The organism is Galbibacter orientalis DSM 19592, assembly GCF_000260115.1.
GTDB lineage: Bacteria > Bacteroidota > Bacteroidia > Flavobacteriales > Flavobacteriaceae > Galbibacter > Galbibacter orientalis.
In genome coordinates this window covers 3783755-3797201 of record NZ_JH651379.1, presented here as the reverse complement: position 1 = coordinate 3797201, position 13447 = coordinate 3783755, and the positions used below count along the sequence as shown (strand labels likewise).

The following is a 13447-nucleotide window of genomic DNA, read 5'->3' as shown; positions in this document are numbered from 1 at the left end:
TTTTAGTTCTCATTAACTTCAATCCAATATCCATTTGGGTCTTTTAAATAAACTTGTCTAACCCCATCTGGACGTGTATTGGTTGTATTTGCTTCGCCAGGCCAATTTTCAAAATAGATATTATTTTCTTTTAAATGTTCTATAAAAGCATCTAAATTTTTAGTGTGTAAGGCAAAATGAAGCCCTTTTACGTCTGGTACTTTATGGTTTTTATCTTCAATAACATGAAGTGAAGAGTTTCCGCCTAAAGAAAACCAGCGAATATGCGATTTTTCAGTTTTGTTTTCAATTTCTTTAAGTCCAATAATGTTTAAATAAAAATTGGAACTTTCGGTAAGGTCTTTAACTAAAATAGCATTGTGGTCGAAGGTTAATTCAAATTCTTGAGCAGCTGCTTTTGTATTCATAAAAAATAAAATTGTAATAAATAATAAAAATGTTTTTGTAGTTTTCATTTTGGTTGTTAGTTAGTTAATGTTTGAGTTTTATAAAATTGACGTCCTAATTCAGCTAGAAAAGGGATGCCAACTTTATCGTATTCATAAATACCATCGTTGTAAATTTGATTTTTATTTACATGAATGGTGGCGGTAATAATAAATTCAATGTTGTTTTTTGTATCGTGTATATAAGAGCAATCGGTAAGATAACCATATGCAAATCCAACTTTATTATATATTTTTAGAGAGTCTGGAATGTCTTCTTTTTTATCTCCATACATAAAGAATTTCACGTAACTATCGTGATATTCTTCTGAGTCATAACCTTGATTTTTTGGTAGTGTAGACATAGATTTTAAAAGGAATTCTCTGTCAGATGTAGCTAAATTAAACTGCTCTTCAGGAGAAAAATTCTCTGGAAAAATAATACGTTTCATAATGTTATGAAGTGTACTTACAGGAAGATAATTTTTTAAGCAAAAATCCATAGGCTCATTTATAATGGAATCGTTTTCCATATAACCTTTTCCTTTCTTTAAATTTTCAATTTTTAGAGTGTCAATGGGGGTATTTATACTTCCTACAATTTCTGTAAGGGTATCTTTTGTGATGAAAATAAGCGGTTTATTCTCAATTTCATAGGCATTGTCGGTAGCTAAACGATGATTTATTTGAACGCTTGTTAATCCTTTTTCTTTGAGAGTTTTGTTGATATAATCTTTTCCTAAATATTCAAATAGTCGGTTATAGGCTTCATTATCGCTAACCGCAAATATTTTATTTATTTCATCTTTAAAAGTTGTCTCCACCGAATCTCCCTCTATATAAAAAGGAGTATTTATAGTAAAACGCTTGTCTTTATTAAGTTTTTCTAGTGCTAAAACAGCTATTGGTAATTTTACTGAGCTTGCAGGATAAAAATAATTGGAATCGTTTACATGGAATTTATAATCTTTAAAAGTAACGTTGTTATGGTTCCTTTTAATTTCAGTAAACATAATTTGTACTTCATAATCAGCAGCACTGTCAAGAACTCTTTTTAAAAGCGGATTGTTAGCTTCCAAAACCCTTTCCATAGGGCTAATAGGACTAACATTCTCAATAGTTACTTTTTTTATTTGATCATCCTTTTTTTCTTTACATGAAGTAAAAAAGAAAGTAATTATTGAAAAAATAAATAGCTTGATTAAAAGTTTCATCTGTTAATATTTATTGTATTTCAAGGGGGAGATGTAACGTCTTTTACTATCATATCGGTTGATTTTCAAGTTTGTTAATGGACAATTCATAGTTTGGTGTTTGGGTTAGCTTTTATTACTATCGTCATATTCTTTCCAACTTTTATCTTTATAAATATCATCTCCAAAATATTTAGCAATCATTAAAAACCCATCTGGTTTTTGATATCCAGGAACTGGAGAAAGAATTTCTTCATTTTCATTTAAAAAAATAACGGTTGGGAAACTCAATTTCCCTTGCAACAAAGCGGCGGCCAACTCATGGTAACCGCGGTTTCCTTGTGGAATATATTTAAAGGTTTTGTTTTTGTAAACAATAGCTTCCTTTCCTTCAGCATCCATTTTTATCATATAAAAATTCTCCTGCATATATTTGGCTACTTTTGGATTGTTAAAGGTGTCTTTATCCATTTTTTTACACCATCCACACCAATCGGTATAGACATCTACAAAAAGCTTTTTCGGATTTTTATCCGTGTTTACCTTTTCTATGGCTTCACTCCACGTTAGCCATTCAATTTCTTGGGCTTGTGTAGTTATTGTAAATAAAAAAGTGAAAAGGATAAATATATATTGTTTCATGTTTTTGTTTTTTAAGAGGCTATATGTTGTGCTTAGCTGAGATTTCTTTTCGTGAAAATTAGTTAGAATTTTCAAAAGTATGCAAGAACAAGCAATTACTTATAGTATTATTGTGAGTAATTTTTTATTTCAGTCGTTTTTTAATATCCATTCTCTGATGTAAAATTCTAACGATTTCAACAATCTCACTTTCGACTTTTCTGTAAAAAATAAGATGCGATTTGATTTTCGCTATTCGATAGTTTTTTCGAGTTTGTTCTGCGGACTTACCATTCAAGTAATTATCTGCTATAAAATCAATCTCTCCAATTATTAGTTCGTAATATCTGTCGGCTTGTTCTTTAGACCATTTATGAAAAGTATATACCCAAATATCATTTAAGTCATCAATCGCTTGTTTACTTATTCGATACTTGTTTTTACTCATGAGTGTTGGCGATGTAATTCAGTTAGATTTTGTTTTGCGTCAAAATTTTCAACAAATTCGCTGCTTTCCCCAACTTCGAGAGCCTTAATCAATTCTCTTTCTTTTTTTTCTTCATGTTCTAACAAGCGTAATGCGGAACGAATAACTTCGCTAGCTGAACCATACCTACCAGAATTCACTTCTTCTCTGATAAAATCCTCAAAATGATTTCCAAGCGATATTGATGTGTTTTTCCCCATTTTTGACTATAAATTTATATAAATATACCAAACCTTGGTAACGTAGGCAAATAGCTTAAAACCTCCAAATAAACACTTTACTACAAGCGTTTATGGTTGGGTTAATTCAGGAAGAGTAAATATAGCAAAATATCAATGTAGAAGAGTGTTAATATATTCAGCAAAAAAGCTCGGCAAATTTTGCCGAGCTTTAATCCCTTTTTAGAGGGTTTGTTTCTCTAACGCTCTGCGTAGAAATACGTTTAAATTATTTTTTGAATACCTTGGGGCTTCTCCAGAGGTAGTTTTTACTATTTTATGCCTCTTTTACGAGTTCTTTTTTATTTATCTCAGGGATGTCTGGCTCCACAAGATTGTTTATAAGGTCGTTAAAAGTTTCTCCTTTTCTTATTAAATGAGCTTTCCCTTGATGCCATAATACTTCTGGCGGTCTAAATCTAGAGTTGTAATTACTAGCCATAGAGAAGCAATAAGCTCCAGCATTTTTGAAACAAAGAATATCTCCTTCAGATATTTCGTTAATGCGTCTGTTACTTCCAAAAGTGTCTGTTTCGCAAATATAACCTACAATAGAGTAGAAGCGCTCTTTCCCTTTCGGATTTGAGATATTGTAAATTCTGTGGTAAGAATTGTACAACATTGGTCGGATTAAGTGGTTAAAACCAGAGTCTATTCCTGCAAAAACAGTAGATGTGGTTTGTTTAACTACATTTACTTTTGCTAAAAAGAAACCAGCTTCACTTACTAAAAACTTACCTGGCTCAAAAGCTAATGTTAAGTCGCGACCAAATTCTTTACAAAAAGCATTAAAGCGTTTTGTAAGTTTTTTCCCTAATTCCTCTACATTAGTTTCAATGTCGCCTTCTTTATAAGGAACTTTAAAACCACTTCCAAAATCTATAAATTCTAAATCGTGGAAATTTTTAGCAGTTTCAAATAAAATTTCAGAAGCATACAGGAAGACTTCAATATCTAAAATATCGCTTCCCGTATGCATATGGATACCGTTTACTCGCATCCCAGTATTTTCTACAATTCTTAGAATATGCGGAATTTGGTGGATACTAATTCCGAATTTAGAATCGATATGTCCTACAGAAATATTAGAATTCCCACCAGCCATAACATGCGGATTGATTCTAATACAAACAGGAATTTTTGGATTTCGAGCTCCAAATTGTTCTAGAATTGAAAGATTGTCAATATTTATTTGAACTCCCAACTTGGCAACTTCTTCAATTTCTTCTAAAGAAACTCCATTAGGGGTAAAAATGATGTCTTCTGGCTTAAAATCTGCCATTAAACCTAATTGTACTTCTTGTAAGGAAACAGTATCTAAACCACTTCCTAAAGAATTCATAAGCTTAAGAATAGCCACATTAGATAGCGCTTTTACGGCATAATTTAGTTTTAAATTCTTTACATTCTTAAAAGCAGAAGTAAGCCTTTGGTATTGAGATGTTATTTTTTCTGAGTCGTATACGTATACCGGACTGCCAAATTCTTTGGCTACATTTAAAAGGTCGCTATTGTTCATACTACATTATATATTAGAAGGCAAAATTAGAAAAGTAGATTCGTATTCAAAATAAATTTTATTAAATATATAAAAATAAAACACAATGTTACATTTATAACATAAGGTTGGTGATTTCTAAAATTTAAAAAGTATTTTTTGTAAATTTAAGAAATAGCTGTCGCTAAAAAGCATTTTTGCCTTTTAGAACTATAATTATAAACTTACAAGAACGTGTCTGTTATGAATAGAATTATTCCGCTGTTTCCGCTTCAAATTGTTGTTTTTCCTACGGAGGTACTTCCATTACACATATTTGAAGAACGCTATAAACAATTAATAAACGATTGTAAACGAAGAGGTTTAAACTTTGGAATTCCCACTTTTTTGGAAGGGAAATTAAGTTATGGTACAGAAGTGAAGTTAGAAGAGATTGTAAAAAACTATGATAACGGAAGCATGGATATTCTATGTAAAGGGATTAGGACTTTTAAAGTAGATAAATTCTTTAATCCAATTCCTAATAAATTATATGCGGGAGGCGAAGTTCAATTTTTTGAAAATAAAGATGATAGTACGCTCGAAGAATATTCTGAAGTAATAGCTTTAATTAAGCAATTATATGCAATTATTGGTGTTTCTGCACACAATATTCAGATAGAAACTTTTAATAGTTTTTTGTTTGCCCATAAAATAGGGATGAGTATAGGAGAAGAATATCAGCTATTAGAAATAGTGAGTGAGTGGGAACGTGTTCAATTTATAAAAGCACATTTATTAAAAGTACTCCCTATATTAAATCAAGTTAACGATACAAGAAAACTAATTCAAATGAATGGGCATTTTAAAAACTTAGACCCTTTAAAATTTTAAGGAGTTTTATGTTATTCCTGAATGTTTTTGAGTTGCTATTTGTTATTAATCTCTCATAGAGGGTCTAATTCCCAGACGCTCTGCGTCGAAATGATTTAAATTTATTTCCTTAGAATACCTTGTGGGCTTGCCTCGAGGTAGTAGATTTGTATGCTTGCCCAAAAAAATAATTCTAGATTGGGTTTATTAAACTCCATTTGTTACTTTTGTTCAGCTTTAAATTATACAACGTATCGTTATGAATTTACACGAATATCAAGGAAAAGAAATATTAGCAAGTTTTGGAGTACGCATTCAGCGTGGTATTGTAGCTCAGAATCCTGAAGAGGCTGTAGCTGCTGCAAAACAATTAACTGAAGAAACGGGAACCGGATGGCACGTAATAAAAGCACAGGTTCATGCCGGTGGACGTGGAAAAGGTGGTGGAGTTAAGCTTGCTAAAAACCTTAAAGAAGTAGAAGAAATAGCTGGAAATATTATTGGAATGGACTTGGTTACACCTCAAACTTCTAAAGAGGGTAAAAGAGTTCACCAAGTATTGGTAGCTGAAGATGTTTATTACCCAGGAGACAGTGAAACTTCTGAGTTTTATATGTCTGTATTGTTAGATAGAAGCAAAGGGAAGAATATGATTATGTATTCTACTGAAGGAGGAATGGATATTGAAGAGGTAGCAGATAAAACACCGCACTTAATATTTCATGAGGAAATAGATCCTGCAACTGGATTATTGCCTTTCCAAGCTAGAAGAATTGCTTTTAACTTAGGTTTAAGCGGTACTGCTTTTAAAGAAATGACAAAATTTGTTACAGCACTTTATAAAGCTTACGAAGCTTCTGATTCTTCTTTATTTGAAATCAATCCTGTATTGAAAACTTCAGATGATAAAATTATGGCTGTAGATGCTAAAGTATCTATAGATGACAATGCTTTATACCGTCATAAAGATTATGAAGCAATGCGCGATCTAAGAGAGGAAGATCCAATTGAAGTTGAAGCAAAAGAAGCTGGTCTTAACTTTGTAAACCTTGACGGAAACGTTGGTTGTATGGTTAACGGAGCTGGTTTAGCAATGGCTACCATGGATTTAATTAAAATGGCTGGAGGAGAACCTGCAAACTTTTTAGATGTTGGAGGTACTGCAGATGCTAAAAGAGTGGAGATTGCTTTTAGAATGATTTTAAAAGATCCAAATGTAAAAGCTATCTTGGTAAATATATTTGGAGGAATTGTACGTTGCGACCGTGTTGCACAAGGAATTGTAGATGCCTATAAAAATATGGGAGATTCAATTAAAGTTCCAATTATTGTACGTTTGCAAGGAACAAATGCAGATATAGCTAAAGAGCTTATAGACAACTCTGGATTGGCTGTTCAATCGGCTATTGAGTTTAAAGAAGCAGCAGATAAAGTTCAGGAAGTATTAAAATAAATTCCTGATATTATTACATTATATATAAAGCCTCGATACTTTTATCGAGGCTTTTTTGTTTTAAAATTGTAAAGTAGTTTTATAAGTATAGCTGCTTTGTAAAGTTATTGTTAGCAACACATTTGAGTTTGCTATAATATGAATATGCTAATAGTAAGTTTGTTTTTTTGCTATTAATTTAAAGATTCAGCTCAAATTTATATTTCTTAGTAGCGTATTTTACTAGGGAATGAAAGGTTGATTTTTTTCTCTTTTTCTTCTGAAAAATAAACAGATTCTTGAAAGACTATGTATATATGGCTTTTCCTATTTCTTGACTAATTCTCTGCGTTTTTTTCTTTGTTACGAGAATGTTATATCGTTTAATTGTAAGTTAACTATCTAGTTTTTAGTATTTTATTATGATTTCTGTTTGTAATTTTGACCTGTAATCAAAAAACAAAAAGCATTATGAAAAATTTTAAATTAGTATTAGTAATGGCATTCGTAGCAGTATCGAATATTGTTATGGCCAACGTAGATCCGAAACCATCAAATAAAGAGGTTTCTAAACAACTTTCAACTATATTAGGAACGCCAACATTTAAAGTTACAGAAAATGATATGGTGGCTAAAGTTCATTTTATGGTGAATAAGCGTAGTGAAATAGTTGTTATAAATGTTTCTGCTGAAAATGATATGGTTGAAGAATATATCAAAAGCAGAATGAATTATAAAAAGGTAGAGGTAGCTGCTTTAAAACCAAATGAAGAGTATATTGTTGATGTAAGAATTGTAGCTAAAGGATAATTGTAATAACTAGTTTGTTTGTTTTAGAGGGAAGAAATCGTCTAGTATTTTTTAGGCGATTTTTTTATGTAGTATAATTGGACGATAAAAAAAGCTGCCTATTTAGACAGCTTTTAGTTTTTTAAATTCTAATTCCTACTGGTAATAAATCTTTAAATTCTTTATGCTTTCTAAGGAAACCAGCAATTTGGGGGCTAGTAGGAACTACACTTAATTTTTTCTCTTCAATGTGCTTCAAAACAGTTGTAATGAATTCATCTTTGAAGTTAGGGTCTGTTACCTCTTCCGGGATAACAAGTTTTGTTAAAAAAACTTTTCGTTCTTGAGAAGCATACTCTATTTTAGCTAGCTTACCGTCAATTCTTGTTTCGTATTGACGCAAAAACTCATTGTCATTAATTACTACTTCATTCATTATTACGAGGTTTAAAAATCATTTTTAATTATCACCAAAAATCTAATTCAGTCCATGTAATGCATTGTGTTTTGCACTAAATGGTGGTAAAATTTGGTATAATTTAGTTTAGGTCGGTAGTTGTATTGACGGAGAATTATATACCTTTAGCGATGCAAAGTTACGAAAAAAATAGCTAACCTTCTATTTTTCAATTGTTAATATCTATGAGTGCTGAATTGATACATGTGTACTTTATGCCAGGGATGGCTGCAAACCCTACAATTTTTGAAAATATAAAATTGCCAAAAGATCGGTTTGTTCCTCATTTTTTAACTTGGAATATTCCTTTAAAAAATGAGACGCTAGAAGCTTATGCCAAAAGAATGACGCTTCTAATTGAGCATGAAAATCCTATTCTTATAGGGGTGTCTTTTGGAGGGATATTAGTGCAGGAAATGGCAAAATTTATTTCAGTAAAAAAAGTAATTATTATTTCTAGCGTTAAGTGTAATAAGGAATTACCAAAGAGAATGATTTTTGCAAAATATACAAAAGCACATAAGCTTTTACCTACAAGCTTAGTAAGTAATATTGAGGTTTTAGCTAAGTATGCTTTTGGAGAAACCGTTACAAAAAGGTTACATTTGTATGAGAAATATTTATCTGTTAGAGATAAATATTATTTAGATTGGGCTATTGATTCTATTATTAATTGGAAGCAGGTGGAGCCTTCATCAGGAACCATACATATTCAAGGAGACAAAGATGCAGTTTTTCCTTGTGCTTATATTAAAGATTGTATTAAAATTAAAGGGGGAACTCACATCATGATAATTAATAAATTTAGATGGTTTAATGAAAACTTACCTAAATTAATTGATGATAAATAAAAAATCAAATTTGTATATTTAAAAAAAAAAGAAGTAGATGAAGCGTATAAAAAACATAATAATTTTGATAGGGGTAGTTGCTGTTTCTGCAGTATTTATTAATGCAGTTCAATCTACCAATCCAATGCCAGAAGCAACAAATAAAACGGTAGCAAAAGATAAAGACAGTCTAAGTCTTGTGCATGATTATAATGTTTACGCTTTAAAAATTCCAGCAGGGATTAATTTTGCTGGAGAAAGGGTTCCGGTAGAAGATCCAGATGTAAAAGAGCGTATGGATAGAGAACTGTTGGTTAATACGTATTGGCAGTCTAACGGATTATTACTAATTAAAAGAGCTAATAAGTATTTTCCAATTATAGAACCGATTTTAAAGAAACACGGGGTTCCAGACGATTTAAAGTATATAGCGGTTATTGAAAGCGGATTAACACAAGCTATTTCTCCTGCTGGAGCTACTGGTTTTTGGCAGTTAATGAAGGGAACAGCAAGAGAATACGGCTTAGAAGTAAACGATAATGTAGACGAGCGATACCATATTGAAAAATCTACCGAAGTTGCTTGTGAATATTTGAAGAAAGCAAAAGATCGTTTTGGAAGCTGGACAATGGCAGCGGCTGCCTATAATGCTGGACAATTTGGAATGGCAAAACAATTGGAAAGGCAAGAGGTTGAAAACTATTACAATGTTTTATTAGGTGAAGAAACTGGACGTTATGTTTTTAGAATTTTGGCGTTAAAAGAAATATTATCAAATCCAGAATCTTATGGATTTAATTTTGATCAAGAGGATTTATATACTCACATTCCAGTAACTAAAATGGAAGTTGATACTGTGGTGACAGATTTCCCTAAGTTTGCTAAAAAGTTTGGAATAAACTATAAAGTATTAAAAATCCATAATCCGTGGTTAAGAGAAACTCATTTAAATAATGCTTCTCACAAAAAATATTACATAGAAATTCCTAAAGAAGGATATTACCCACCTGCTAAATAATGTGGGCTTATATTTCAGATCATTTGTGGCAGTTTTTACTAGGGTTAAATTATGTTTTAGCTTTGATAGCAGCAGTTACAATTCTGCTTAAAAATATAAATCCTACAAAAACATTATCTTATTTAATAGCACTTTTAGCCTTTCCTTTTGTAGGGCTTATTGTGTATTTTTTCTTTGGACAAGATTATCGGAAGTTTAAAATATTCAAAAAGAAAAATGTTTTAAATCAGAGAAATATAAGAGATTGGGCGCAGCAATTAGTACTAAATAAAAAAGAAGCTTATGATATTGGAAGTCATCTTTTAAATGGAAATACTAAAATAATTAAGCTTATAGATAGTGAAAAACGCTCTCCTCTTACTTTAAATAATAAAGTTAAAATATTGATTAATGGCGAAGAAAAATTTAATAGTCTTTTTGCCGATTTAAAGGAAGCTAAATCTTCTATCCATTTAGAGTATTATATAATTAGAGATGATGAAATAGGAACCAAAATTATTAATCTTCTTTGTGAAAAAGCTGCTGAAGGAGTTTCAGTAAAAATAAATTACGATTCTGTTGCCAGTTCTTTTTCCAATCAATCTATCTCTTTTTTAAAAAACAGTGGAGTAGAGATGTTCCCTTTTATGCCTGTTTATTTTCCAAAATTTGCAAGTAAAGCAAATTATCGTAATCATAGAAAAATGGTAATTATTGATGGAAAAATAGGTTATGTTGGCGGGATAAATATTGGAGATGAGTACATAAATAAAGAAGGACGTAGGTATTGGAGAGATACTCATATTCGTATAGAAGGACAGGCTGTAGGAATGTTGCAATTTCACTTTTCTTTAGATTGGGATTTTGTAAGTGAAAATGATATTAAGATTGATAAAAGTTGGTTCCCAGAAACCGAAGTGAGTAATAAAATTCCTATTCAAATTGCCGCTAGTGGTCCAGATACCGAATGGGCTAATATTATGGAAGCAATGTTTACAGCAATAAATTCTGCTAGTAGATATGTTTATATAACCACTCCCTACTTTATTCCGAATGATGAAATATCTTTAGCGCTTTCTACCGCTTCTAAAAGTGGAGTAGATGTACGCTTAATTATTCCTAAAAGTTGCGATTCTTGGGCAGCAAAATATGCTACCTATTCCTATTTAGAAAAACTTTTACGAGCAGGAGTAAAGATTTATTTGTACGAAAAAGGGAATATTCATGCAAAAACAATGATTGTTGATGATGTTTTTACCACCATTGGAACTTCAAACATGGATTACCGTAGCTTCCATATTAATTTTGAAGTAAATGCTTTAATTTATGATGAAGATATTACAAAGCAAATGCTAGAAATCTATATAGACGATTTGCAATACAGTGAACAAGTAGATGCCGAAAGATGGCTAAACCGCGGACTTATACAGCGACTTAAAGAATCGTTTTGCCGCTTATGGGCGCCATTATTATAAATAAAAATGCAATTACTTCTCTTAAGAAATAATTGCATTTTTTATATTTTTTGAAGCAAGAATAGTTTTAGATTCTTTTTAATTGCTGTTGCATCATTTTAATTTGATCTTTTAGCATATTTTGTTTGTCTAATTTTTTAGCTTCATTTAAAAGCATTGTAGCTTCTCTCTTTCTTCTTTTTTGCATAGAAATTCCTGCAAGACTTAGTTTTGCCATTGCTAGATCGTAATCCATACTCAATCCTAATTTTAATGCCTTCTTAAAGTATTTTTCAGCTTGAGTAAGATTGGTTTGAGAAGAGATAATTCCTTTTAAATAATTGTAATATCCTTGCTGTTTTGTAATTAAGGCGCTCTCAGGGTTTTTAATTTTGTTTAACCATTTTTCTGTTCCAACCATGTCTTGCTTTCGCATTCTTAAAAATGCTAGCAAAATCAATTCATTTCTAAAATAAAGAAAGATAAAAATAAGAGAAAGGAGCATTAAAAAAATGCCATTACCTATATTGCCTTCAATAAATTGGAATACGGCATAAGCTATAATTAATACGGCTATTACTAATTTTATATTTTTGTTGAACATATTGGGTATTTTCAATTAAAGGGCAAAGGTAATAAAATCAGGCATTTTTAATAGTGTGCAATAGTTTAAAAAGAAACTATTTTATTAGATACCTTTTTAATAGCTTATACAGGGTTTGTTTTATGAAATTTTGCCCTGAATTTATTAAACGACTCTGCATACAAATAAACTCAATTTGTTCCATTTAAATACTTTGTAAACTTCCTTATAGATAATTGATTTTAATAAGTTTAGGTTTTTCCCGTTTATTTTCCTCTATATAAAAACTACTTATTTAAGGTTAACAGAGCTGGCTTAGAACTTTATAAAAATTAACTTTCTATACTTACTAGCGTTTGTAATAAATAATAGTTTAAAATCTATTATTTATAGAATAAAATACAGTATCGAGGTAAATTATCGCTATATTGTTATTTGTAAAGACATAGCAAACGAATAACTATCTAATAGCTATTACCCTTCAAGGGTATTTTTTATTGTGAAATGTCTTGTATGAAAGTAAATAACACTAATTATTTTATAAAAATTTATCATATGAAAACTATATTAATTTTATTCATCATCTTAATGACACTAAATAATAGTAATGCACAAGAGATTGAGAAAACAGAAACAGCTATTGTTAATCAAAGTTTTGGGAGTATAGCATTTAAAGAAACCTTGTATACAGAAAATGTTACAAATTATACAGATATACCTTCCCAATTAGCTGAAAAGTATGGTTCTTTTAGTTATGAGTCCTTACCATTAGATCGTCAAATAGCAGAACTAGTTAGGCTTTGGGTAAGCATTAATAATAAATGTAGTTATTGTACTATATTTCATACACAAGATGCACGAGATAGTGGAACTGATATTCATAAAATAGACAATATCATGGCCTATAAACAAAGTGAGCTTTTTTCGGCTAAAGAAAAAGCAGCACTTAACTATGCAGAAGCTATTTCAACTGTTTCTTATGAAAAACTTCAAGAAGCAACGAAAGAAGTTAAAAGGTATTTTAATAATGAAGAAATAGAGACTATAGTAATGTGTACAGTACTAATGGATGTTTGGGCTAGAGTATTTGCCGTTAAAGGAAATTTGCCTTATTATAAAAAATAAGTGTTATTTTTGAAGTAGAAAACCTGTCTTAATTTTCTCAGGACATATATAGCTTTTATAAATATAGAAACTCCCTTAGTACGAGTAAAATAATAGGTTTTAAAAGATATTAAAAATATTTTCAAAAAGGTGTTTGTATAAGTGAAAAGTCTTTGTATATTTGCGCCGCGCTTTTGTGAAGTATATTGCAAGCCGATAAGAGATAGAATTACCAAAGAGATAAAGATATTACAATGAGTAAAAGAACATTTCAACCCTCGAAGAGAAAAAGAAGAAATAAGCACGGATTCAGAGAAAGAATGGCCTCTGTTAACGGTAGAAAGGTGCTTGCTAGCAGAAGAGCAAAAGGTAGAAAAAAATTATCTGTTTCTTCTGAACCTAGACACAAGAAATAATGATCGATTTGATTATTAAAATATAAGGTGTTACTTTTATTAGTAACGCCTTTTTTTATACCCAACAACATCTTATATTTATACAATAGTT

Annotated in this window: 16 protein-coding genes; 8 read left to right on the top strand and 8 right to left on the bottom strand. The window is 30.7% G+C overall.

Annotation, left to right across the window (positions count from 1 at the left end; translation table 11 throughout):
• Positions 1–2 precede the first annotated feature (2 nt).
• The 6 genes from JOOMADRAFT_RS16540 to lysA form a co-directional block, all read right to left on the bottom strand.
• Positions 3–455: a VOC family protein gene (locus tag JOOMADRAFT_RS16540; RefSeq protein WP_008615367.1), complete on the bottom strand. Its 453-nt coding sequence runs from the start codon at positions 453–455 to the stop codon at positions 3–5.
• Positions 456–463: 8 nt separating this feature from the next.
• On the bottom strand, positions 464–1639 hold the full coding sequence (locus JOOMADRAFT_RS16535; protein ID WP_008615366.1) for a serine hydrolase: 1176 nt from the start codon (positions 1637–1639) through the stop codon (positions 464–466).
• 105 nt (positions 1640–1744) lie between these two features.
• On the bottom strand, positions 1745–2260 hold the full coding sequence (locus JOOMADRAFT_RS16530; protein ID WP_008615365.1) for a thioredoxin family protein: 516 nt from the start codon (positions 2258–2260) through the stop codon (positions 1745–1747).
• A 124-nt stretch (positions 2261–2384) separates the two neighbouring features.
• Positions 2385–2687 (bottom strand): type II toxin-antitoxin system RelE/ParE family toxin, encoded by a 303-nt coding sequence (locus tag JOOMADRAFT_RS16525; protein WP_008615361.1) that lies wholly within the window; start codon positions 2685–2687, stop codon positions 2385–2387.
• Positions 2684–2926, bottom strand: coding sequence for a type II toxin-antitoxin system ParD family antitoxin (locus JOOMADRAFT_RS16520; RefSeq protein ID WP_008615360.1), 243 nt, complete (start codon positions 2924–2926; stop codon positions 2684–2686). The genes JOOMADRAFT_RS16525 and JOOMADRAFT_RS16520 overlap by 4 nt, the downstream gene beginning before the upstream one ends.
• Before the next feature lie 295 nt (positions 2927–3221).
• Positions 3222–4463 carry a diaminopimelate decarboxylase gene (gene lysA / locus JOOMADRAFT_RS16515; protein WP_008615359.1) on the bottom strand — a complete coding sequence of 414 codons (1242 nt, stop codon included), beginning with the start codon at positions 4461–4463 and terminating at the stop codon, positions 3222–3224.
• A 222-nt stretch (positions 4464–4685) separates the two neighbouring features.
• Here lysA and JOOMADRAFT_RS16510 point away from each other — a divergent pair, with 222 nt between their 5' ends.
• From JOOMADRAFT_RS16510 to JOOMADRAFT_RS16500, 3 genes are all read left to right on the top strand, one after another.
• On the top strand, positions 4686–5315 hold the full coding sequence (locus JOOMADRAFT_RS16510) for an LON peptidase substrate-binding domain-containing protein (protein WP_040879809.1): 630 nt from the start codon (positions 4686–4688) through the stop codon (positions 5313–5315).
• A 238-nt stretch (positions 5316–5553) separates the two neighbouring features.
• Complete coding sequence (gene sucC, locus JOOMADRAFT_RS16505) at positions 5554–6747, top strand: ADP-forming succinate--CoA ligase subunit beta (protein WP_008615357.1); 1194 nt, start codon at positions 5554–5556, stop codon at positions 6745–6747.
• Between the two features lie 450 nt (positions 6748–7197).
• Positions 7198–7536: a hypothetical protein gene (locus JOOMADRAFT_RS16500; protein WP_008615356.1), complete on the top strand. Its 339-nt coding sequence runs from the start codon at positions 7198–7200 to the stop codon at positions 7534–7536.
• A gap of 121 nt (positions 7537–7657) precedes the next feature.
• On the opposite strand, the gene JOOMADRAFT_RS16495 is transcribed toward JOOMADRAFT_RS16500, so the two are convergent.
• A complete protein-coding gene (locus JOOMADRAFT_RS16495) occupies positions 7658–7951 on the bottom strand; it encodes a GNAT family N-acetyltransferase (RefSeq protein ID WP_008615355.1) in 294 nt (97 codons plus the stop codon).
• Positions 7952–8157: 206 nt separating this feature from the next.
• On the opposite strand from JOOMADRAFT_RS16495, the gene JOOMADRAFT_RS16490 reads away from it, so the two are divergent.
• From JOOMADRAFT_RS16490 to cls, 3 genes are read left to right on the top strand one after another with little or no spacing between them, the layout of a single operon-like run.
• Positions 8158–8823: an alpha/beta hydrolase gene (locus tag JOOMADRAFT_RS16490; protein ID WP_008615353.1), complete on the top strand. Its 666-nt coding sequence runs from the start codon at positions 8158–8160 to the stop codon at positions 8821–8823.
• Between the two features lie 37 nt (positions 8824–8860).
• Positions 8861–9820: a lytic transglycosylase domain-containing protein gene (locus JOOMADRAFT_RS16485; RefSeq protein WP_008615349.1), complete on the top strand. Its 960-nt coding sequence runs from the start codon at positions 8861–8863 to the stop codon at positions 9818–9820.
• Entirely contained in the window at positions 9820–11274 is a 1455-nt protein-coding gene (gene cls / locus JOOMADRAFT_RS16480; protein WP_008615347.1) for a cardiolipin synthase, read from the top strand. Before JOOMADRAFT_RS16485 ends, cls begins: the two co-directional genes overlap by 1 nt.
• A 67-nt stretch (positions 11275–11341) precedes the next feature.
• On the opposite strand, the gene JOOMADRAFT_RS16475 is transcribed toward cls, so the two are convergent.
• Positions 11342–11857: a membrane protein gene (locus JOOMADRAFT_RS16475; protein ID WP_008615346.1), complete on the bottom strand. Its 516-nt coding sequence runs from the start codon at positions 11855–11857 to the stop codon at positions 11342–11344.
• Positions 11858–12391: 534 nt separating this feature from the next.
• Here JOOMADRAFT_RS16475 and JOOMADRAFT_RS16470 point away from each other — a divergent pair.
• The gene (locus tag JOOMADRAFT_RS16470) at positions 12392–12961 is read left to right on the top strand and encodes a carboxymuconolactone decarboxylase family protein (RefSeq protein WP_008615345.1); all 570 of its coding nucleotides are present in this window, start codon (positions 12392–12394) and stop codon (positions 12959–12961) included.
• Between the two features lie 233 nt (positions 12962–13194).
• A complete protein-coding gene (gene rpmH / locus JOOMADRAFT_RS19965; protein WP_008615344.1) occupies positions 13195–13356 on the top strand; it encodes a 50S ribosomal protein L34 in 162 nt (53 codons plus the stop codon).
• Positions 13357–13447 lie beyond the last annotated feature (91 nt).